Below are 21,747 nucleotides of genomic sequence, written 5' to 3'. Positions count from 1 at the left end.
TGTTGAGCTACAACGGTAATTCAGGCATAACAAGCACTGACCGGAAAGATGGCGGGATGGAAGCGATGAAATTTCTTGGAAAATTTTTTCTTACGGTACTGCTGCTGCTGGTGCTGAGCCTGGTGGTGATCTACGTTCTGCTGCAGACGCAGTGGGGCGCGGGCGGGTTCAGCCGCTATGTCAGCGATAAAACCGCCTGGCATCTCTCGCTGAGCAAAATCGAGCACAACTTCTCCTCTCCTTCGCACATCATTCTCGACGATTTCAGCTTTGGTCATGACGGCCAGCCCGCCGCGCTGGTGGCGAAACGCGTCGATCTCGGCCTCGCGCTGCTGCAGTTCAGCGATCCGCTCAATTTTGGCAGCATCGAACTGCGCGACGGCACGGTTAATCTGGCCAACCTGACGCCTGACGACGCGCTGCCCTTCCAGGCTGGTCGCCTGCAGCTGAACAACATGCGCATCGACAGCCCGAACGCGGCGCTGCCGCTGTCGGCGCGTCAGGTGAATGGCGGCATCATGCCGTGGAAACCCACGGCGAAAAACATGCTGGGCAGCGATGCGCAGTTCCAGATGAGCGCCGGTGAAATGACGCTGAACCAGGTCTCTGGCGCCCACGTGCTGATTCAGGGCAGCGTAGCGAAGGGCCGCATGGTGTTCAGCAATGTCGGCGCGGATCTGGCGCGCGGTTCGATGACCGGCAGCGCCGAGCGCGACGCGCAGGGCAACTGGCTGATCCGCCAGCTTCGCCTCAACGATATTCGCCTGCAAACCGTCCACAGCCTGGCAGACTTTTTGCGCCCGATTCAGGATCTGCCCTCGGTGACCATTAACCGGCTCGATATGACCGACGCGCGGCTGCAGGGCCCTGACTGGGCGGTCACCGACCTCGACCTGACGTTGAAAAATCTTACCTGGCAGGGCGACAGCTGGCGCAGCGACGACGGCTCGCTGTCGCTTAACGCCAGCAACTTTATTAACGGCCGCTTCGAGCTGAACGATCCGATCGTCAATCTCGATCTGTCGCCGCAGGGCATCGCCCTGACGCAGTTCAGCTCGCGCTGGGCCAACGGCGTGATCCGCGCCGACGGCGCCTGGAGCCGCAGCGACCAACGGTTGACGCTGAACAATCTGGCGATCGCCGGGCTGGAGTACACCCTGCCGGAGAGCTGGCGCGACAGCTGGCTGGCACCGCTGCCGACGTGGCTCGACAGCGTGGCGGTCAACCGCTTCACCTCTAACCGCAACCTGATTATCGATATCAATCCCGCCTTTCCCTTCCAGATGACCTCGCTGGACGGCAGCGGAGAAAATCTGCTGCTGGCGCGTCAGCATCAGTGGGGGATCTGGTCAGGTAAACTCAGCCTTAACGCCGCGGAAGCGACGTTTAACCGCGTCGATCTGCGCCATCCTTCGCTGTCGCTCAACGCTGACGAGCGGCAGATTCAGGTAACGGAGCTGAGCGCCTTTAGCGGCGGCGGCATGCTGGAAGGTTCCGCCAGCGTCGGCCAGCAGCCGGATCGTCCGCTGACGCTGAACCTGAAAGGCCAGGCGGTGCCCGCCAGCGTATTGCAGAGCTGGGGCTGGCCCGCGCTGCCGGCGAGCGGCGCCAGCAACTTCCAGCTTCAGCTGGACGCCTCGCTGAAGGCGAACGCGCCGCTGAAATCCTCGGCGAACGGCTCGCTCTCGCTGCGCACCGATGCGCAGCAGATCGAGCAGCGGATGCAGGCGGGCGAAGTCAGATAACGCAACAACAAGGGCCGATACGTCGGCCCTTGTTATTCAGTTAATGCGCGCGCCGGAGCCGCCCTCTTCCAGCGGCTCGTCGGGATCGGCGGGCAGCACGATATAGACCCCTTCAAACACCGCGCCCAGCTCCTCGTTGCCGTAGAGTTCGACCTCAAGGTGCACGCGCGCCTTACGGCCGCGCGCCAGGCGGTCGAGATCGCCGCTCATCGAGCCGATATCGGCAATCGCCCCAGGGCGGCCGGTGATCGGCTTGCTGTAGCGAATATGGGCGTCCGCCAGAATAATGGTGCCGCCAAGATGGCGCTCGCGCAGCAGCAGCCAGATCAGCCCCCAGCCGGTTAAGGTCGCCAGCGAGAAGAGGCTGCCGGCGAACAGCGTATGATGTGGATTCTGGTTGCCGGTTTCCGGCATGGTGGTGATAAATTTCTGGCCGGTAAACTGCAGGATGCGCACGCCCATCTTCTCGCTGAGCGGAATGTTGTCATACCAGGCCTGCTGCAGCTGCCCGCACCAGTCGGCGCGGTGCAGAATATCATCCAGCGTCACCACCGGTTTGATCATCAGGAAATGACGCACCGGCGTGGTCTGCGGCGCGGTGATCTCGCCCTGATTGAGGTAGCCCAGCTTGGCGAAGAACTCGACCGCGTCTTCGCGCGCGGCGCAGGTGACGCGCTTAACGCCCTCCTGACGCGCCACCGACTCCAGCGTCATCGCCACCAGCGTGCCCAGTCCTTTGCCCTGCACCGACGGGTGCACGGCGAGAAAGCGGATTGAGGCTTCGTTGTCGGCGTTGATATAGAGCCGTCCGGCGGCCACCGGTTGCCCCTGCTCGTCCACTACCATCTGGTGATGCGCCAGCGCGTCCCAGCCGTCTCGCTCCGATCCCTGCGGCTGGCGCAGCGGCTTGCGTAACATTTCCCAGCGGAACTGGTAGTACATATCCAGCTCTTCCGCGGTTTGCGGTACCCGAAGATGATACATAAAGTGGTTCTCTCGTTCAGAGCCTGCGTGGCCGATCCCGTGCCGCTCGGCGGTCAGCCTCAAACCTGCAACCAGAAGGTGACAGGGCCATCATTGACCAGCGCAACCTGCATGTCAGCGGCAAAGCGTCCATTGGCGGTGGTCACGCCCCGGTCACGGCAGCAGTCGCTGAAGTAGCCGTAGAGACGATTTGCCTCATCGGGCGCCGCGCCGCCGGAGAAAGAGGGACGCATCCCCTTTTGCGTGTCCGCCGCCAGCGTAAACTGCGACACCACCAGCACGCTGCCGCCCGCCTGCTGCACGCTAAGGTTCATCTTGCCCTGCTCGTCGCTGAAGATGCGGTAGCCCAGCACCTTCTCCGCCAGCCGCTCGGCGCGCTTCTCGTCATCCCCTTTTTCTACGCCCAGCAATACCAGCAGGCCTGGGCCAATTTCACCCACCACCTCGCGATCCACGCTCACGCTGGCGCTGAGTACTCGTTGAATCAACGCAATCATGCAACCTCTCGTTGTTGTTCGCCTTCCCGCTGTTTTAGCTGGCGATAATCATCCAGCGTGGCGGTGATTTCCGCACCCAGCAACACAATACACCAGGTCCAGTAGACCCAGAGAAACAGAATCGGGATCACCGCCAGCACGCCGTAAATCAGCTGATATGAAGGAAACATCGTAACATAGAGGGCAAAGCCTTTTTTACCCAGCTCAAACAGCGCCCCCGCCACCAGCGCGCCGACCAGGGCGTCACGCGGCGGCACGCTGCGCGTCGGCACGATGCTGTAGAGCAGCCAGAACGCCAGCCAGGAGAGCAGCAGCGGGAAAACCCGCAGCACCTGGTCGATCACGCCGTAAACGCCGCTGTCGCTGATCCAGCGCAGCGACAGCAGATAGGAGCTGATCGCCAGGCTGGCGCCCGCCAGCAGCGGCCCCAGCGTCAGGATCATCCAGTAGACGGCGAATGAGTAAACCAGCGGGCGCTTTTTATGGCTGCGCCAGATGGTGTTGAGCGCGGTGTCGACCGAGTGCATCAGCAGCAGCGCGGTGACGATCAGCCCTACCGCGCCGAGCGCCGTCATGCGGTGCACGTTGGCCACGAACTGATCGAGATAGCGCTGCACCACGTTGCCGGTCGCCGGAACGAAGTTGGTGAAGATAAAGTTTTTCAGCTGAACGCTGACGTCGGAAAAGACCGGAAACGCCGAGAACAGCGCAAACACCACGGCGATCAGCGGCACCAGCGCCAGCAGCGAGACAAAGGCCAGGTTGCCAGCCTGCGTCGTCATGCTGTCCTCGTCGACGCGTTTCCACAGCAGCTTGAGCCACAGCCAGAGCGCGTGGCAGCTCGAAACAAACGGACGTAACCTGATCATTCAGCGATGGCTTGCCAGCCAGGCCGGCACGGTTTTATTGTCCGTCACCAGCACGCTTTTAATGCCCAGCGCCTTCGCTGCAGCAATATTATCCGCGTTGTCATCGAAGAAGATCGCCTGATCGGCGCGATAGCCCTCTTGCTGCAGCACATGCTCGAAAATACGCGCTTCAGGCTTGCGCATGCCCAGCTCCTGCGACAGGTAAATGACGTCCGCCGCCGCGCGCACTTCCGGATACTGCGTCGGCCAGAACTCGGTGTGCAGCTTGTTGGTGTTGGAGAGGATCACCACACGATGCCCGTCGGCGCGCAGCTGGTTCATCAGCGCCAGCGCATCGGCGCGCGCGCCCATAAACACCGCCTGCCAGCCCGCCACGAACTGTTCATAGCTCAGCGCGATATCGAGCCGCTCGCACAGCTCCGCCGCGAAGTGCTCGTCGCTGATTTCGCCGCGTTCATGCTGTTCAAACGCCTCGTCTATCTGGAAGCGGCTTTGCAACAGCGCCAGCGGCACGCGGCCAAGGTCACTCCAGACGCCCAGCACGCGGTTAAAGTCGATATCAACAATCACATTGCCTAAGTCAAATATGTACAACATGTCGTTACTCCTCTGATTCCCTGGATCATTCACTCTAGCGGCAAAAACAGGGGCTGAACAGGTAACAGGCTGGAGAAAAGTCGGTTATGGAAGCTGTGACATGGCGGCGTTGCGCAGAGGGCGCCGTGGCGGCAGGACAAATAACAGCAGGCATAAAAAAAGCCCCGATAAACGGGGCTTTTTCACAGGCGAAACGTCTTACTCTTTCGGACCGCGTGACGCGCGTTTGCGGTCGTTCTCGGTCAGATGACGTTTACGGATACGGACCGACTGCGGCGTTACTTCCACCAGCTCGTCGTCATCGATGAATTCGATGGCCTGCTCGAGGGTCATCTTCACCGGCGGCACCAGGGTGGTCGCTTCATCCGTACCGGAAGCACGCATGTTGGTCAGCTTCTTACCGGTCAGGCAGTTTACGGTCAGGTCGTTGGAACGGCTGTGAATACCGATAATCTGGCCTTCATAGACTTCCGCGCCGTGGCCCAGGAACAGCTTGCCGCGATCCTGCAGACCGAACAGGGCGAAGGCAACCGCTTTACCCTGGCCGTTAGAGATCAGCACGCCGTTCTGGCGCTGGCCGACTTCGCCCGGACGGATGTCGTCATAGTGGCTGAAGGTCGAATAGAGCAGACCGGTACCGGAAGTCATGGTCATGAATTCGTTACGGAAGCCGATCAGACCACGGCTCGGGATAACGTAGTCAAGACGCACGCGGCCTTTGCCATCCGGATCCATGTTTTTCAGATCGCCTTTACGCTCGCCCATGGCTTGCATCACTGCGCCCTGATTGTTCTCTTCGATATCCAGCGTCACGTTCTCGAACGGCTCTTGTTTGCGGCCGTCGATTTCGCGGAAGATAACTTTCGGACGGGATACCGCCAGCTCGAAACCTTCACGACGCATGTTTTCGATCAGCACCGACAGGTGCAGTTCGCCACGGCCCGATACGCGGAACGCGTCTGCGTCTTCGGTCTCTTCCACGCGCAGCGCAACGTTGTGCACCAGCTCTTTGTTCAGGCGCTCAAGGATCTGACGCGAGGTCACATACTTGCCTTCCTGACCGCAGAACGGCGAGGTGTTGACGTTGAAGAACATGGTGACGGTCGGCTCGTCGACGCTCAGCGCTGGCAGCGCTTCGACATTCTGCGGATCGCAGATGGTGTCGGAGATGTTCAGCTCGCCCAGGCCGGTGATCGCGATGATGTCGCCCGCTTCCGCCAGGTCGGTGTCGATACGCTCCAGGCCCAGGTGGCCCAATACTTTACCGACTTTGCCGTTGCGCGTTTTGCCTTCGCTGTCGACAACGGTCACCTGCTGGTTCGGCTTAACTTTACCGCGCTTGATGCGGCCGATGCCGATCACGCCCAGGTAGTTGTTGTAGTCCAGCTGCGAGATCTGCATCTGCAGCGGCGCGTCAACTTCCACCTGCGGCGGAGAAACGTGCTCGACGATCGCCTGGTACAGCGGGGTCATATCTTCAGCCATGTCGGTGTGATCCAGACCGGCGATGCCCTGCAGCGCAGACGCGTAAATGATCGGGAAATCAAGCTGCTCGTCAGTGGCGTCCAGGTTGACGAACAGGTCGAACACCTGATCCACAACCCAGTCAGGACGCGCGCCCGGACGGTCAATCTTGTTGATTACAACGATCGGCTTCAAACCATGGGCAAAGGCTTTTTTGGTCACGAAGCGGGTTTGCGGCATAGGGCCATCCATCGCATCGACAACCAACAGCACCGAATCCACCATGGACATGACGCGCTCTACCTCACCGCCAAAGTCGGCGTGTCCTGGGGTATCAACGATGTTGATACGGTAGTCATTCCATTTGATGGCGGTGTTTTTCGCGAGGATGGTAATCCCACGCTCTTTCTCCAAATCGTTGGAGTCCATCACACGCTCAGTCGCTTCGGTACGCGCGTCAAAGGTACCGGACTGTTGCAGCAGCTTATCAACCAGGGTGGTCTTACCATGGTCGACGTGCGCGATGATGGCGATGTTACGCAAATTTTCGATCACAACTTTGCCTCAGGCATTAGAAATAGCGCGCTATTGTACACGGATTAAGCGGGATACTGAATACGATCACACTTTTCCCCATAAGTTTATTGTAGTGGCGTTAATTTGCGCTGGATGCGGTGCACTTAATGCACTAAGTTGGGGGAATGCACTCTTTTGGTGCTTAGGATTGGCGAAAAAGCACGCTTTTGGTGCAAATTTACCAGCCTGGTGCAGCCCACAGGCGACAAAAGAGTGCGTACAGAGGCGATTTAGCCGTGCTGAAAAAAGTTGGCACAATATTCGCTTTATCTCTTTCAAGCGAAAACAGCAGTTGCACGACGGTTGCAGAGCTTGACGAGATCGGTTGGTTGGGGATGGCGCTCAGACACATTTCATTCCAGACGACGCAGCCACTCACCACGATGATAATGACCTTTTCCAGGAGAGTTGAGTATGTCCGCTGAACACGTTCTCTCGATGATGAACGAGCACGAAGTTAAGTTTGTTGACCTGCGTTTTACCGACACCAAAGGTAAAGAACAGCACGTTACTATCCCTGCTCACCAGGTTAACGCTGACTTCTTCGAAGAAGGCAAAATGTTTGATGGCTCCTCTATCGGCGGCTGGAAAGGCATTAACGAATCAGACATGGTGCTGATGCCGGACGCAACCACCGCGGTACTGGATCCGTTCTTCGAAGACCCGACGCTGATCATCCGTTGTGACATCCTCGAGCCAGGCACCATGCAGGGCTACGATCGCGATCCGCGTTCCATCGCCAAGCGCGCTGAAGAGTATCTGCGCTCATCCGGCATCGCCGACACCGTGCTGTTCGGACCGGAGCCGGAATTCTTCCTGTTTGACGACATCCGTTTCGGCTCGTCGACTTCTGGCTCGCACGTCGCTATCGACGACATCGAAGCGGCCTGGAACACCGGTAAAGAGTACGAAGGCGGCAACAAAGGTCACCGTCCTGGCCTGAAAGGCGGCTACTTCCCGGTTCCGCCGGTTGACTCCGCGCAGGACATCCGTTCAGCCATGTGTCTGACCATGGAGCAGATGGGCCTGGTAGTAGAAGCGCATCACCACGAAGTGGCGACTGCCGGTCAGAACGAAGTGGCGACCCGCTTCAACACCATGACCAAGAAAGCGGACGAAATTCAGATCTACAAATATGTGGTGCATAACGTCGCGCACGCCTACGGCAAAACCGCGACCTTTATGCCGAAGCCGATGTTCGGCGACAACGGTTCTGGCATGCACTGCCACATGTCGCTCTCTAAAGGCGGCGTAAACCTGTTCGCTGGCGATAAATACGGCGGCCTGTCTGAAACCGCGCTGTTCTACATCGGCGGCATCATCAAGCACGCGAAAGCGATCAACGCCCTGGCGAACCCGACCACCAACTCCTACAAGCGTCTGGTGCCTGGCTACGAAGCGCCGGTTATGCTGGCTTACTCCGCGCGTAACCGCTCCGCCTCTATCCGTATTCCGGTTGTCGCCAGCCCGAAAGCGCGTCGTATCGAAGCGCGCTTCCCGGATCCGGCTGCTAACCCGTACCTGGCGTTCACCGCGCTGCTGATGGCTGGCCTGGACGGCGTGATCAACAAGATCCACCCGGGCGATGCGATGGACAAAAACCTGTACGATCTGCCGCCGGAAGAAGAAGCGGAGATTCCAAAAGTTGCAGGTTCGCTGGAAGAAGCGCTGATCGCGCTGAACGAAGACCGCGAGTTCCTGACGCGCGGCGGCGTCTTCACCGACGACGCGATCGACGCCTATATCGAACTGCGTAAAGTTGAGAACGACCGTATTCGCATGACGCCGCACCCGGTTGAGTTCGAACTCTACTACAGCGTTTAATCTTTATTCTGCACAGGGCGCGTCGCGGCTTCAGGCGGCAACGCGCCACATACAGAAGATTTTTGTTGCCGTGGAAACTTTAGCCCATCTCCGGATGGGCTTTTTTCGCCGCGAAATCATCGTTCAGCCGTCTGAAACCGGACGCGGAAGAGTATAATGCACTAAAACAGTGCAGAGGAACGCTGTATGGCAACTGGCACCCTGCCCGACGCGGGACAAATTCTCAACTCCCTGATCAACAGTATTCTGCTGGTGGATGACGATCTGGTTATTCACTATGCCAATCCGGCGGCACAGCAGCTACTGGCGCAAAGCTCACGCAAACTGTTCGGCACGCCGCTGCCCGATTTAACCGGCTACTTTTCGCTGAACATCGAGGTGATGCGCGAGAGTCTTGAGGCTGGCCAGGGGTTTACCGACAGCGAAGTGACGCTGGTGGTCGACGGCCGCGCGCACGTTATGGCACTCACGGCGCAGCGGCTGCCGGACGGCTTTATTCTGCTGGAGATGGCGCCGATGGATAACCAGCGTCGCCTGAGCCAGGAGCAGCTTCAGCATGCGCAGCAGGTGGCGGCGCGCGATCTGGTGCGCGGCCTCGCTCACGAGATTAAAAATCCGCTGGGCGGCCTGCGCGGCGCGGCGCAGCTGCTGTCGCGCGCGCTGCCCGATCCGTCGCTGAACGAATATACCAAAGTGATTATCGAGCAGGCGGATCGTCTGCGTAATCTGGTCGACCGCCTGCTCGGCCCGCAACAGCCCGGCATGCACATCACGCAGAGCATTCATCAGGTAGCGGAACGCGTGGTGAATCTGGTGTCGATGGAGCTGCCAGAGAACGTCAGGCTGGTGCGCGATTACGATCCCAGCCTGCCGGAGCTGCCGCACGATCCCGACCAGATTGAACAGGTGCTGCTTAACGTGGTTCGCAACGCGCTGCAGGCGCTGGGCGAAGAAGGCGGCACTATTATTCTGCGCACCCGCACCGCCTTCCAGCTGACGCTGCACGGCACGCGCTACCGTCTGGTGGCGCGTATCGACGTGGAAGACGACGGCCCGGGCATACCGGCGCAGCTGCAGGATACCCTGTTTTACCCGATGGTGAGCGGCCGCGAAGGCGGTACCGGTCTGGGTCTCTCTATCGCCCGTAGCCTGATCGATCAACATTCAGGAAAAATTGAATTTAACAGTTGGCCTGGACACACCGAATTCTCGGTTTATCTGCCTATTCGCCAGTGAGGTTTCTATGCAACGAGGGATAGTCTGGATCGTCGATGACGATAGCTCCATCCGCTGGGTGCTTGAACGCGCGCTCACTGGAGCCGGTTTAAGCTGTGCCACTTTCGATAGCGGCAATGAGGTGCTGGACGCGCTCTCGACCAAAACCCCAGACGTTTTACTGTCAGATATTCGCATGCCGGGCATGGACGGGCTGGCGCTGCTGAAACAGATCAAGCAGCGTCATCCGATGCTGCCGGTCATCATTATGACGGCGCACTCCGACCTGGACGCGGCGGTCAGCGCCTATCAGCAAGGGGCGTTTGACTACCTGCCGAAGCCTTTTGATATCGACGAGGCCGTGGCGCTGGTCGAGCGCGCCATCAGCCACTATCAGGAGCAGCAGCAGCCGCGCAATCAGCCGGTCAGCGGCCCTACCACCGACATCATCGGCGAAGCGCCAGCGATGCAGGATGTGTTCCGCATTATCGGCCGCCTGTCGCGCTCGTCGATCAGCGTGCTGATCAACGGCGAGTCGGGCACCGGGAAAGAGCTGGTGGCGCACGCGCTGCATCGCCACAGTCCGCGCGCCAAAGCGCCGTTTATCGCGCTCAATATGGCGGCGATCCCGAAAGATTTGATTGAGTCCGAGCTGTTCGGCCATGAGAAAGGGGCGTTTACCGGCGCAAATCAGATCCGTCAGGGCCGCTTCGAGCAGGCGGACGGCGGCACGCTGTTTCTCGATGAGATCGGCGATATGCCGCTCGACGTCCAGACGCGCCTGCTGCGCGTGCTGGCCGACGGGCAGTTTTACCGCGTCGGCGGCTATGCGCCGGTGAAGGTGGATGTGCGCATTATCGCGGCCACCCATCAGAACCTGGAGCGCCGGGTGCAGGAAGGCAAGTTCCGTGAGGATCTTTTCCATCGCCTGAACGTTATCCGCGTTCATCTGCCGCCGCTGCGCGAACGTCGCGAAGACATTCCGCGCCTGGCGCGCTATTTCCTGCAGGTGGCGGCGCGCGAGCTGGGCGTCGAGGCGAAAATTCTCCACCCGGAAACCGAGGCGGCGCTGACGCGTCTGCACTGGTCGGGTAACGTGCGCCAGCTGGAGAACACCTGTCGCTGGCTGACGGTGATGGCGGCGGGCCAGGAAGTGTTGATCCAGGATCTGCCGCCGGAACTCTTTGAGTCCAGCACGCCGGAGAGTCCGGTGCAGTCGCTGCCCGACAGCTGGGCAACGCTGCTGGCGCAGTGGGCCGACCGCGCGCTGCGCTCCGGTCATCAAAACCTGCTCTCTGAAGCGCAGCCGGAAATGGAGCGCACCCTGCTGACCACGGCGCTGCGTCATACGCAGGGCCACAAGCAGGAAGCGGCCAGGCTGCTGGGCTGGGGACGCAATACCCTGACGCGCAAACTGAAAGAGCTGGGCATGGAGTAACAATGCGGGTAAAACAAGGCGATTTTTTACGCGATTTATCGCCTTGACCCGCTTTACACACCGATGCCGTTCAGTATCATACGGGCGGCTATCGGGAGAAGAAGCAATGTTTGAATCCTTCCTTCACATGGTATCGCACAACCTGGCCGTTATCGGCAGCGCCGCCGGCCATTCGCCGCAGGCCGCCGTCGCCGCCGTGCTGTGCGCTATCATGGTCAATCTGTTTCAGTAATCGCCGCGCCTGCGCGTACTCTTATGCGCGCAGGCGCGCTGCTGTGCTAAATCACGCGTGAGAACTGTTGCTGACGCGCCTTTTGCCGCAGATAAAGGTCAAAGCACATGCAGATGTTGCGGATCAGCAATCGGCCCGCACCGGTCACCTGCAGCCCGTGGTCACGCCGCTCCACCAGCCCGTCTGCAATTAGCGGCTGCAACAGCGCCAGGTCCTCGGCGAAGTAGTCGCTGAAGCGTATCGCGTGTTGCGCTTCGATGGCGCGGAAATCGAGCGAGAAGTTGCAGATCAGCGTTTTGATCACGTCGCGGCGCAGGCAGTCGTCATCCGTCAGCGCCACGCCGCGCCACAGCGCCTCGCCGCGCGTCGCCACCGCGTCATACCAGCGATTCAGATCTTTTTCATTCTGCGCATAGCTGTCGCCGATCATGCTGATGGCGGAGACGCCGAGGCCGAGCAGATCGCTGTCGCCCTGTGTGGTGTAGCCCTGAAAATTACGGTGCAGCACACCGGCGCGCTGCGCCTGAGCCAGCTCATCCTGCGGCTTCGCGAAGTGATCCATGCCGATAAAGTCATAGCCCTGCTGCGTCAGCGTGGCGATGGTCTGCTGTAGGATTTCCAGCTTACTCTGCGCCGACGGCAGCTCCTGCTCTTTGATTTTACGCTGCGCCGCAAACAGCGCCGGCAGATGCGCGTAGTTGAACACGCTCATGCGGTCCGGGTTGAGCGCGATAACGCGCTGCAGCGTATAAGCGAAGCTTTCTGGCGTTTGCAGCGGCAGACCGTAGATAAGATCGATGCTGGTGGAGTGAAAGCCCTGCTCGCGCGCTCGCGCCATCAGCGCGAAGATCGCCTCTTCGTCCTGAACGCGGTTGACGCGCGCCTGCACCGCCTTATTGAAGTCCTGCACGCCCATGCTCAGCCGGTTAAAGCCGAGCTGACGCAGGTGCGTGATGGTATCCGGCTCGATTTCGCGCGGGTCGACCTCGATCGACATCTCCAGATCGTCCGCCAGGCTGAAGTTTTCTCGCAGCAGCGCCACCAGCCGGGAAAGCTGCTCGTGATTAAGAAAGGTCGGCGTGCCGCCGCCCCAGTGCAGCTGCGTCACGCGGCGCTGGCGAAACAGCGGCGCGCGCTGACGTATCTCCTGCGCCAGCGCATCCAGATAGCGGTCCGCTTTATGCAGCTGGCGCGTCACCACCTTATTACAGCCGCAGAAGTAGCAGAGCTTATGGCAGAACGGGATATGCACGTAGAGCGACAGCGGACGATCGGGATAGCGTGCGACGGCGCGCTGAAACGCCGCAGCGTCGTAGCGCTCGCTAAACTCCAGCGCAGTGGGATACGAGGTATAGCGCGGGCCGGCGTAATTGTATTTCTCAATTAACCGCTGATCCCAGGAGACGGGTTGCAGAAACATGCTTACTCCTTCCGGTGACGTCTCAGAGAAGGTCGCGATGCAGAAGAGAGGAAAGGTGAGCGGGACTGAACCCGACGTAAACGTGACTTCAGACGCGACAGGCGTCGTAGTTTAGCCAATAACAGGATGAGATAACATGTCAGCAGCAGCGCTAAAATTGATCCAGGCCAAAACATAACGATTTACCTGTCTGGCGCGGCATGCGCGGATGCGCATGCCGATCAAAACTCAGTTGCCTTTCAGCAGGCGATACATATCTTCTTCGGCCTGCTCATCTTCCGCCTCGTCATCCATGTCGATGCCGAGCTGCTCCATCAGTTCATCGATGCGGTCCAGGGTTTCATCCAGCCAGGCCTGCTCTTCCGCCGACAGCGTTTCGCCATTTTCCATGCGATCCAGCAGCGCGTCGAGACGCTCGCTGTTTTCCAGCTGCGCCAGCTCCTCTTCCGGACTAAGACGCACTTTCTTCTCTACCGGCGGTTTCACCGCCTTTTTCACCGGCGCGCTGGACGTGGCGCCGTCAGCGATCAGCGGAATCGGTTTTTTGCTGCCGATACGCGGGTCTTTGGCTTTATTGCCCTGGCCAGATTTTCCCGCGCTAACGGCAGGATTGGCGCGACTGCCAGAGGCGTTGCCGCGATGCTTTTTATCACGCTTGCGATCGCGTGCGGCCTCATTGAGTTCTTCGCGCGATTTACGCTTTGTTTTACTGGTGGCAGGTTTGCCGCTCGCGCCGCGTACAGGTTGCTTCATGATGTTCGGTCTCACTGTTTTTAATCAGTATCAGTATATACCCCTCACTCTTGACGCGGCTTGTTTGTCGGCGATGCGCAGCAGAAAATACGCGTCCTCTCTTTAAGCTCGTCTGTTCACGGAGGGTACAGAATTGCGGCGAAATCTAGCAGAAAGCAGGCAAAGAAAAAAGGCGACAGCTCTATGCTGTCGCCTTATTTCGCACCTTCCGCAGAAGGAATCATATTTTTAATCCGTTTTGGCTCGCAACGTCCCGGTCAATCCCGCGCCTGCTCAACTCCTGAGCGAATCCTTTTCCTTTTCCGGCCTGCAATCCCTGGCCGTTTCCCTTCCTCTGCTCGTGGTCATCCAGACGCTCCTGAGCACATCATCCTGATGAGTGCTGCCCTGCACTGCCCAATAATGTAGACCAACCGGTAAAACCCACAACCCAATAACGGCTCTTTTTACCTTTTTATTTAGCGATTTCATTACATATAATTGATTTATATATATTTTATTTTTTAAATTTTTCATAAAAAGCGGTCATAACTGGCAGTATTTATAGCGAATATCTTACAAAAACCTGCTGGATGACGCCGTCGGGCACTTTTGCGCCATAACGCGTATAATCAGCGCCAATGACCGCATTCGTCTCTGGAGTTAAATTTTGTCTGCACTGAACTATCACGTTACCCACTTCATTCTTAGCGCGCCCGATATCCGCCATCTGCCTGCCGATACCGGCATTGAAGTCGCCTTCGCTGGCCGCTCGAACGCGGGTAAATCGAGCGCGCTGAACACCCTCACCAACCAGAAAAGCCTGGCGCGCACCAGTAAAACGCCGGGCCGCACGCAGCTTATCAACCTGTTCGAGGTCACAGACGGTAAACGCCTGGTGGATCTGCCCGGCTATGGCTACGCCGAAGTGCCGGAAGAGATGAAGCGCAAATGGCAGCGCGCGCTGGGCGAATATCTGCAAAAACGCGACGCGCTGAAAGGCCTGGTGGTGCTGATGGATATTCGCCATCCGCTGAAGGATCTCGATCAGCAGATGATTCAGTGGGCGGTAGAGAGCCAGATCCCGGTGCTGGTGCTGCTGACCAAAGCGGACAAGCTCGCCTCTGGCGCGCGTAAAGCGCAGCTCAACATGGTGCGCGAAGCCGCGCTGGCCTTTATGGGCGATGTGCAGGTAGAGATGTTCTCTTCCCTGAAAAAGATCGGCGTCGACAAGCTGCGTCAGAAACTGGATGTCTGGTTCAACGAATTAGCGCCAGCGCAGGATAACGCGGCTGAAGCGTAACAGCGAAACACGCTTTTGCTGGCAAAAGCACAATAAAAAACGCCCCAGTCATAAAATGACTGGGGCGGCTAATATTCAGCCAAATCCGATTACGTGAAGTAAAAGGTCTGAAAGATAGAACATCTTACCTCTGTACCCTACGCCTCGAACTTTACCTGATTTTTTCTGTCGCACAAAGGCTTTTTTGTAGTTTGCTTTCACTAAACAGCATGATTTTTCATGCGTTCATCACAAAAATCGCCTCTGGATGTAGTTTAATTACCAAAAAAATGCTTAACCGATAGGTAGTTAGAAATGACGTAATTTTGCTCATTCGCTGAATCGGTTAAACAGACTTTTTTCTTATAGGCCAGCCAGGCCGGTGATGTGAATCCCTCACCGACCTGAGCAACATCCGTCAGTGCGCCTGATCCCAGTTATCACCCACGCCAACCTCAACCTGAAGCGGCACATCCAGCTTCATGCTGCCCTCCATTAACTGGCGGATCTGCTGGCTGGCAGATTCCACGACGTCGCCCTGCACTTCAAACACCAGTTCATCGTGCACCTGCATGATCATGCGCACCGTGCCGTCGTTTTGCTGCTGCAGCCAGTCGTCTACCGCAATCATTGCGCGCTTGATGATATCGGCCGCGGTACCCTGCATCGGGGCGTTGATCGCCGCGCGCTCGGCCGCTTTACGCCGCATGGCGTTGCTGGATTTGATGTCCGGCAGCCACAGGCGTCGACCGTCCAGGGTTTCGACGTAGCCTTTGCTGGCCGCCAGCTGGCGGGTGTTTTCCATATAGCGCAGCACGCCGGGATAGCGTTCAAAATAGAGATCCATATATTTCTTCGCTTCACCCGCGCCGATATTGAGCTGGCGCGACAGACCGAACGCGCTCATGCCATAAATCAGGCCGAAGTTAATCGCCTTCGCGCTGCGGCGCTGTTCGCCGCTGACCTTGTCCAGCGCCACGCCAAACACCTCTGCGGCGGTCGCGCGGTGAATATCCTCGCCGTGTGCGAAGGCGTCCAGCAGGCCTTTGTCCTGCGACAGGTGCGCCATAATGCGCAGCTCAATCTGCGAGTAGTCCGCCGCAACGATGCGGTTGCCTTTGCCAGCGATAAAGGCCTGACGTATACGGCGGCCTTCATCGTTGCGCACCGGAATGTTCTGCAGGTTGGGATCGGTCGAGGAGAGTCGCCCGGTCGCCGTGACCGCCTGATGATAGGAGGTATGCACGCGGCCAGTCAGCGGATTGATCATCTGCGGCAGCTTGTCGGTGTAGGTCGATTTCAGCTTCGACAGGCCGCGGTGTTCCAGAATCACCTTCGGCAGCGGATAGTCGAGCGCCAGCTCCGCCAGCACCTCTTCGCTGGTAGACGGCGCGCCGCCCGGGGTTTTCTTGGTCGGTTTAATGCCCTGCTTTTCAAACAGGATGGTCTGCAGCTGCTTGGTAGAGGAGAGATTAAAAGGCTCACCCGCCAGCTCATGCGCTTTCTGCTCCAGCTCCGCCAGCCTCAGGGTCAGCTCTTTCGAGTGCTGCGCCAGAATGGACTGGTCGATCAGCACGCCGTTGCGCTCCACGCGAGAGATCACCGTCAGCAGCGGCATCTCAATCTGCTCGAAAACCTTTTTCGGGCCCGCTTCTGGCTCCAGCTCTGCCCACATTTTCAGGTGCAGCTGGAGCGTGACGTCGGCGTCTTCCGCCGCGTAGTGTGCCGCCTGCTCCAGCGCGATCTGGTTAAAGGTCAGCTGATTTTTGCCCTTGCCGGCGATCTCTTCGAAGGTCACGGTTTTATGATTCAGCCAGCGCGCCGACAGGCTGTCCATATCGTGTTTGCCTGCCACGCTGTTGAGCATGTAGGACTCCAGCATGGTATCGAACTTAATGCCGGCCAGTTCGATGTCGTAGTTTTTCAGAACGCCGCGATCGTACTTCAGATTCTGCCCCACCTTCAGGGCGTTGCTGTCTTCCAGAATCGGCTTCAGCTGCGCCAGCACCTCGCGGCGATCCAGCTGATCCGGCGCATCAAGATAATCGTGGCCTACCGGCAGATAGGCGGCTTCGCCCGGCGCGACGGCCAGCGCGATGCCAACGATACTGGCGCTCAGGGTATCCAGCGAGTCGGTTTCGAGATCGAACGCAAAGAGATCGCTTTTCTTCAGCTTCTCCAGCCAGAGGTCGAACGTCTCCTGGTCGAGGATGGTGACGTAGCCGTCCGAGGCGAGCACGCTGGTGGCTTCCGGCTTCGCAGCAGGCTCTTCAGGCAGCGCCTGCTGCGCCTTCAGGTTGCTCTTTTTACCCTGCAGCCACTTGCCGTCCTGCAAATCCGCCAGCCAGCGTTTGAATTCGTAACGGCTGAACAGCGCCTGCAGTGCCTCGACGTCCGGTTCGGCGACCGTGAGTTCGCTGCAGCCAAGATCCAGCTCGACGTCGGTTTTAATGGTGGCCAGCTGGTAGGAGAGAAAGGCCACGTCGCGATTCTGCTCCAGCTTCGCCGCCATGGTTTTGGCGCCGCGGAAAGAGAGTTCGGCGACCTTATCGAGATTCTCATAAATCGACCGCATGCCGCCTAATCCCTGCAGCAGCGCCTGCGCGGTTTTCTCACCAACGCCCGGCACGCCTGGAATGTTATCTGAGCTGTCACCCATCATCGCCAGAAAGTCGATGATCAACCCAGGCGGCACGCCATATTTATGCTCAACCTCTTCCGGGCCGAGAATGGTATTGGTCATGGTGTTAATCAGGGTGATATTCGGCGTGACCAGCTGCGCCATATCTTTGTCGCCGGTGCTAATCAGCACCGGGCGGCCCTCTTTCTCCGCCTGCAGCGCCAGCGTGCCGATAACGTCGTCCGCCTCAACGCCGCTCACCGCCAGCAGCGGCAGGCCCATTGCTTTCACCATCTCATGCAAAGGCGCGGTCTGCGCGCGCAGATCGTCCGGCATTGGCGGGCGATGTGACTTGTAGTGTTCGAACAGCTCATCCCTGAACGTTTTGCCTTTAGCGTCGAATACCACGGCAACATGGCTTGGATTGTACTGCGCCAACAGACTTTTCAACATGTTGAGCACGCCATACATCGCGCCGGTCGGCTCGCCTGCGCTGTTGGTGAGCGGCGGAAACGCATGATAAGCGCGGTAAAGGTAGGATGAGCCATCAACCAGAATCAGGGGATTTTCTGCAATTTGCGCCATAAGTCTGTGTAATCTTCGTTGCCATGGGTGGACTATAAGGATGCCACAGCTTGAGCAGAATGTTGAACGCAGGCCGCCTGCAGCCGGATTTTTTCATGGTTTTACGGCGCGGATCGCAAGGATCTTTCTGTGGATAACTTTGTGCGCAAAAATCATAACGCGTTAACGCTTGCGCTATAAAAGGGTGCGGGATTTTATAAAGTCTATTTAAATCAGTTAATTAGTTTATTGCTGTGACAGGACAACGCTTTCTGCACAGGCAGTGGCATATGTGGATATTAAACAGGAAAGGCTGCGAATGGACTATTTTGCTAAATAATTTCAATCATAAAAAAACGCCGACGATGTCGGCGTTTTCAGCTGAACGGATGGTTTATTACTTCTGGTTGACCAGGAACTTCACCACGTTGGCATATTCTGCGACAAAGTTATCCATAGAGCTGGTGTCGAGACCGCCGTTGTTAACCATATATTTGCCGTTGACGAACATCGCCGGCACGCCGCGCAGATCCACGTCTGATGCCGCTTTTTCCTGCTGCGCCACTAACGCTTTTACAGCAAAGCTGTTCCATGCCGCGTCATACTGCTCGGACGTGATGCCCGCCGCGCTAATAAAGGCCGCCTTCAGGCTCGCGGCATCGGTGATGGTCTGCGTTTTCTGGATACCGTCAAAAATCGGCGCGGTGACTTTATCTTCAACGCCCAGCGCCAGCGCAACCGCCCATGCGTGCGTCACAACCGGACCAAAATCGCCGCCGAGAAAATCGACGTGGTATTTAGTCACTTTGGTGTCGGCAGGCAGATTCTTTTTCACGGCGTCGCTGATGTGATAAAGACGCTCGAACTGATAGCAGTGCGGGCAAAAGAAGGAGAAGAACTCCAGCACCTGCGGTTCGCCGGCAACAGGCTTCGGCAGGCTGACGTATTGCTGACCATCGGTAAACTGGGCAGCAGAGGCGCTGAACGCCAGCACTAAACCAACCAGTGCAAACCAAATTTTCTTCATTGTGAAAAATTCTCCTGACTTCTCTATTTAAAATTGCGGGGTGAGCTGTAGCGGTGGTTGCTGCAACAGCTTCTCCTGCTCGGTAAATTGCGAAATCTGTCGGCGCCAGAAATCCTCGTCCGTCATCCACGGAAATGCGCGAGGAAAGGCCGGATCCTGCCAGCGGCGCGCCACCCAGGCCAGATAATAAACCATGCGCATAGCGCGTAAAGGTTCAATCAGTGACAATTCGTTAATATCAAAATCGCTGAACTCCGTATACGCCTCCAGCAAAATATCCCACTGAATGCGCTGTTCCTGAAGATCGCCGTTGATCAACATCCAGAGATCCTGCACCGCCGGCCCGTTACGCGCATCGTCGAGATCGACGAACAGCGGTCCGTCACGCCACAGGATATTGCCGGGATGGCAGTCGCCGTGCAGCCGCAACGGCTGCCAGCTGTGATGCCAGCGCTGCTGGAGGGCAACGCCAAGCTTGTCTATTGCCTGCAGTAGCGTGGGCTTCAGCGCGGCCGGCACCAGCGGGTTGCTCGCCAGCTCGGCGCGCGGCTGATGCAGGTACTCTTCTAAGTCTATGGTAGGACGATGCGTAAAGCGCTGCTTGCGGCCGGTCTGGTGGATGCGTCCCAAAAAGCGGCCTACCCACTCCAGATGCTCGTCGTTGTCCGTTTCATACTGACGGCCGCCAAGGCTGGGAAACACCGTGAACAGGAAGCCTGCGTGGTGATGCAGCGTTTTTCCCTGCAGGATGAGAGGCGCGGCAACCGGCACTTCATCGGCCAGCAGATCGTGCGTGAACTGATGCTCTTCCTCAATTTGCGCTTCGCTCCAGCGCTGAGGCCGATAGAATTTCACCACGTAGCGCTGACGCTCTTCATCGCTGAACTGATAGACGCGGTTCTCATAGCTGTTGAGCGCGGTTAATCCAGACTCGACCCGAAGACCCGTTTCCCATAGCGCATCGAGGATGGCGTCAGGATCCAGCGTCTGGAAATTAAAAGCGGCATCCATTGAATTACCCGTTACTGTCTTTACAAGGAGCCCGCAAGCATAGCATTAGTTATCGTCCTTAATCACACCGCGCGCGCGCAGCAGCGCTGTTTTAAAATCTGCTTCATAATCTTTTTGTCGGCCGGGAATTTCCGCATACTTGTCGGCATCGCGCATTTTCAGATGGTAAATCAAGATGTCATCGGTTAATTCACTTAATGGGCCACTGAAACCCGATTCCTGCGCCAGTTTTTGTAAAAATTGCAGCAGGTTGAGATCCGGCTCCTGTTGCCAGGCGGGCCGCAGCAGGTCGAGCAGTTCATTCAGTCGATGATATTTCATCTTTTTTCCTCATAACGGGTTTGTTATAAGCCTTCAGGCAGGGGTATCGGCATGACAGCATTAACCGGCGTTATTCTGGCCGGCGGACAGGGGCGTCGTATGGGCGGACAGGATAAAGGTCTGGTGCTGCTTAACGGCATCCCGCTTTATCAGCATGTGCTTCAGCGGCTCAGGCCGCAAGTCGACATTGTCATGATAAGCGCTAATCGTAACCTTGATCGTTATCAGGCAAGTGGCTGTACGGTGATAGCCGACACCTTGCCTGACTATCCGGGGCCGCTGGCGGGCATGCTGAGCGGCCTGCTTGCCGCGAAAACGGATTGGGTCGTCTTCTGCTCCTGCGATACGCCCTCCGTGCCGGTTGATTTTGTCGCGCAGCTATGGCGGCAAAAAGAGACAGCACCAACCGTCTGGGCGCGTTCGACCGAGCGCGACCATCCTGCGCTGGCCTTATTGCACCGCAGCCTGGCTAAGCCGCTGGCTGATTATCTGCAGCGTGGAGAGCGGCGCCTGATGCAGTTTCTGCGGGAACAGAATGGTCATGCGGTAATGCTTAGCCAGAGCGAAGCCGCCTTCCGCAATGTGAATACGCCTGACGATCTTGAGGATAGCCCACTATGACGTTGCCATTACTGGCTATTGCCGCCTGGAGCGGAACCGGGAAAACGACGCTGTTGCAGCAGGTGATCCCCTTGCTGAAAGCGAGCGGCATTCGGCCTGGGCTGATAAAGCATACGCATCATCAGATGGAGATCGATACGCCGGGAAAAGACAGCTATCTGCTGCGAAAGGCGGGCGCGGATCAGGTGATCGTCGCCAGCTCGCAGCGCTGGGCGCTGATGTGCGAGACGCCGCAAAGCGACGCGCTTGATTTACGCTATCTGGTCAGCCGTATGGATCCGGCGTTGCTCGACCTGGTGCTGGTGGAAGGATTCAAAGACGAGCCGGTGCCGAAAATCATTCTGTGGCGCGCAGGCGTAAAAGAAGAGGTTTCGTTATTGCTCGATGAACACGTTATTGCGGTCGCCAGCGATAGTTATCTGGACGTGGGAGTGCCCTTGCTGGATCTGAATCGTCCTGAAGAGATTAGCGCCTTTATTGCGGCGTGGCTGAAGAAGGCGTAAAGAGCAACCAATCCGCTGAGCTTTCCAGCGCATTCTCGGCGCTAAAACGCAAAAAACCCTGACCGTGAGGTCAGGGTTATTGCAATTGGATGCCTGGCAGTTCCCTACTCTCGCATGGGGAGACCCCACACTACCATCGGCGCTACGGCGTTTCACTTCTGAGTTCGGCATGGGGTCAGGTGGGACCGCCGCGCTAGTGCCGCCA

At 58.0% G+C, this 21,747-nt stretch carries 20 protein-coding genes and 1 rRNA gene; 8 read left to right on the top strand and 13 right to left on the bottom strand.

The window, feature by feature from the left end:
- Nucleotides 1–65: 65 nt before the first annotated feature.
- Nucleotides 66–1,745 (top strand): AsmA family protein, encoded by a 1,680-nt coding sequence (locus tag B2J69_RS07040; RefSeq protein ID WP_081137914.1) that lies wholly within the window; start codon nucleotides 66–68, stop codon nucleotides 1,743–1,745.
- A gap of 36 nt (nucleotides 1,746–1,781) precedes the next feature.
- On the opposite strand, the gene fabY is transcribed toward B2J69_RS07040, so the two are convergent.
- From fabY to typA, 5 genes are all read right to left on the bottom strand, one after another.
- Complete coding sequence (fabY, locus tag B2J69_RS07035) at nucleotides 1,782–2,729, bottom strand: fatty acid biosynthesis protein FabY (RefSeq protein WP_081137761.1); 948 nt, start codon at nucleotides 2,727–2,729, stop codon at nucleotides 1,782–1,784.
- 59 nt (nucleotides 2,730–2,788) lie between these two features.
- Nucleotides 2,789–3,226 carry a D-aminoacyl-tRNA deacylase gene (gene dtd / locus B2J69_RS07030; RefSeq protein ID WP_081137759.1) on the bottom strand — a complete coding sequence of 146 codons (438 nt, stop codon included), beginning with the start codon at nucleotides 3,224–3,226 and terminating at the stop codon, nucleotides 2,789–2,791.
- Nucleotides 3,223–4,095 carry a virulence factor BrkB family protein gene (locus tag B2J69_RS07025; RefSeq protein ID WP_081137757.1) on the bottom strand — a complete coding sequence of 291 codons (873 nt, stop codon included), beginning with the start codon at nucleotides 4,093–4,095 and terminating at the stop codon, nucleotides 3,223–3,225. Before B2J69_RS07025 ends, dtd begins: the two co-directional genes overlap by 4 nt.
- Nucleotides 4,096–4,692, bottom strand: a complete 597-nt coding sequence (gene yihX, locus B2J69_RS07020; RefSeq protein WP_081137755.1) for a glucose-1-phosphatase — start codon at nucleotides 4,690–4,692, stop codon at nucleotides 4,096–4,098.
- A 198-nt stretch (nucleotides 4,693–4,890) separates the two neighbouring features.
- Nucleotides 4,891–6,711 carry a ribosome-dependent GTPase TypA gene (gene typA / locus B2J69_RS07015; protein WP_033754244.1) on the bottom strand — a complete coding sequence of 607 codons (1,821 nt, stop codon included), beginning with the start codon at nucleotides 6,709–6,711 and terminating at the stop codon, nucleotides 4,891–4,893.
- A gap of 435 nt (nucleotides 6,712–7,146) precedes the next feature.
- Between typA and glnA the strand changes: the two genes are divergently transcribed.
- The 4 genes from glnA to B2J69_RS23745 all read left to right on the top strand — a co-directional run bounded on the left by glnA (nucleotide 7,147) and on the right by B2J69_RS23745 (nucleotide 11,441).
- Nucleotides 7,147–8,556: a glutamate--ammonia ligase gene (glnA, locus tag B2J69_RS07010; RefSeq protein WP_081137753.1), complete on the top strand. Its 1,410-nt coding sequence runs from the start codon at nucleotides 7,147–7,149 to the stop codon at nucleotides 8,554–8,556.
- A gap of 186 nt (nucleotides 8,557–8,742) precedes the next feature.
- Nucleotides 8,743–9,792, top strand: coding sequence for a nitrogen regulation protein NR(II) (gene glnL, locus B2J69_RS07005; protein WP_081137751.1), 1,050 nt, complete (start codon nucleotides 8,743–8,745; stop codon nucleotides 9,790–9,792).
- A 7-nt stretch (nucleotides 9,793–9,799) separates the two neighbouring features.
- Entirely contained in the window at nucleotides 9,800–11,209 is a 1,410-nt protein-coding gene (gene glnG, locus B2J69_RS07000) for a nitrogen regulation protein NR(I) (protein WP_081137749.1), read from the top strand.
- A gap of 106 nt (nucleotides 11,210–11,315) precedes the next feature.
- Complete coding sequence (locus B2J69_RS23745; protein WP_143806252.1) at nucleotides 11,316–11,441, top strand: YshB family small membrane protein; 126 nt, start codon at nucleotides 11,316–11,318, stop codon at nucleotides 11,439–11,441.
- Nucleotides 11,442–11,487: 46 nt separating this feature from the next.
- On the opposite strand, the gene hemN is transcribed toward B2J69_RS23745, so the two are convergent.
- Together hemN and yihI are read right to left on the bottom strand one after the other, a co-directional pair.
- Nucleotides 11,488–12,861, bottom strand: a complete 1,374-nt coding sequence (gene hemN, locus B2J69_RS06995; RefSeq protein ID WP_081137747.1) for an oxygen-independent coproporphyrinogen III oxidase — start codon at nucleotides 12,859–12,861, stop codon at nucleotides 11,488–11,490.
- 228 nt (nucleotides 12,862–13,089) lie between these two features.
- Nucleotides 13,090–13,614 (bottom strand): Der GTPase-activating protein YihI, encoded by a 525-nt coding sequence (gene yihI, locus B2J69_RS06990; protein WP_081137745.1) that lies wholly within the window; start codon nucleotides 13,612–13,614, stop codon nucleotides 13,090–13,092.
- Between the two features lie 649 nt (nucleotides 13,615–14,263).
- On the opposite strand from yihI, the gene yihA reads away from it, so the two are divergent.
- Complete coding sequence (gene yihA, locus B2J69_RS06985; protein ID WP_081137743.1) at nucleotides 14,264–14,896, top strand: ribosome biogenesis GTP-binding protein YihA/YsxC; 633 nt, start codon at nucleotides 14,264–14,266, stop codon at nucleotides 14,894–14,896.
- A 75-nt stretch (nucleotides 14,897–14,971) separates the two neighbouring features.
- Here yihA and B2J69_RS24580 read toward each other — a convergent pair whose 3' ends face one another.
- The 5 genes from B2J69_RS24580 to B2J69_RS06965 all read right to left on the bottom strand — a co-directional run bounded on the left by B2J69_RS24580 (nucleotide 14,972) and on the right by B2J69_RS06965 (nucleotide 20,418).
- Nucleotides 14,972–15,019, bottom strand: a complete 48-nt coding sequence (locus B2J69_RS24580; protein WP_071892919.1) for a spot 42 RNA, inhibition of DNA synthesis — start codon at nucleotides 15,017–15,019, stop codon at nucleotides 14,972–14,974.
- Between the two features lie 274 nt (nucleotides 15,020–15,293).
- A complete protein-coding gene (gene polA, locus B2J69_RS06980; RefSeq protein ID WP_081137741.1) occupies nucleotides 15,294–18,080 on the bottom strand; it encodes a DNA polymerase I in 2,787 nt (928 codons plus the stop codon).
- Between the two features lie 376 nt (nucleotides 18,081–18,456).
- Nucleotides 18,457–19,086: a thiol:disulfide interchange protein DsbA gene (gene dsbA, locus B2J69_RS06975; protein ID WP_081137739.1), complete on the bottom strand. Its 630-nt coding sequence runs from the start codon at nucleotides 19,084–19,086 to the stop codon at nucleotides 18,457–18,459.
- 27 nt (nucleotides 19,087–19,113) lie between these two features.
- Entirely contained in the window at nucleotides 19,114–20,097 is a 984-nt protein-coding gene (locus B2J69_RS06970) for a serine/threonine protein kinase (protein ID WP_081137737.1), read from the bottom strand.
- 45 nt (nucleotides 20,098–20,142) lie between these two features.
- Nucleotides 20,143–20,418 carry a YihD family protein gene (locus B2J69_RS06965; protein ID WP_081137735.1) on the bottom strand — a complete coding sequence of 92 codons (276 nt, stop codon included), beginning with the start codon at nucleotides 20,416–20,418 and terminating at the stop codon, nucleotides 20,143–20,145.
- 51 nt (nucleotides 20,419–20,469) lie between these two features.
- Here B2J69_RS06965 and mobA point away from each other — a divergent pair, with 51 nt between their 5' ends.
- Entirely contained in the window at nucleotides 20,470–21,039 is a 570-nt protein-coding gene (gene mobA, locus B2J69_RS06960; RefSeq protein WP_081137733.1) for a molybdenum cofactor guanylyltransferase MobA, read from the top strand.
- Nucleotides 21,036–21,542 carry a molybdopterin-guanine dinucleotide biosynthesis protein MobB gene (gene mobB / locus B2J69_RS06955; RefSeq protein WP_081137731.1) on the top strand — a complete coding sequence of 169 codons (507 nt, stop codon included), beginning with the start codon at nucleotides 21,036–21,038 and terminating at the stop codon, nucleotides 21,540–21,542. Before mobA ends, mobB begins: the two co-directional genes overlap by 4 nt.
- A 91-nt stretch (nucleotides 21,543–21,633) precedes the next feature.
- Here mobB and rrf read toward each other — a convergent pair.
- Nucleotides 21,634–21,747, bottom strand: a 5S ribosomal RNA gene (gene rrf / locus B2J69_RS06950); the annotation flags it as partial.

The sequence above is a fragment of the Pantoea latae genome, from assembly GCF_002077695.1.
In the GTDB taxonomy this organism is placed as follows: domain Bacteria; phylum Pseudomonadota; class Gammaproteobacteria; order Enterobacterales; family Enterobacteriaceae; genus Pantoea; species Pantoea latae.
This window is presented reverse-complemented; position numbering and strand designations above follow the sequence as displayed.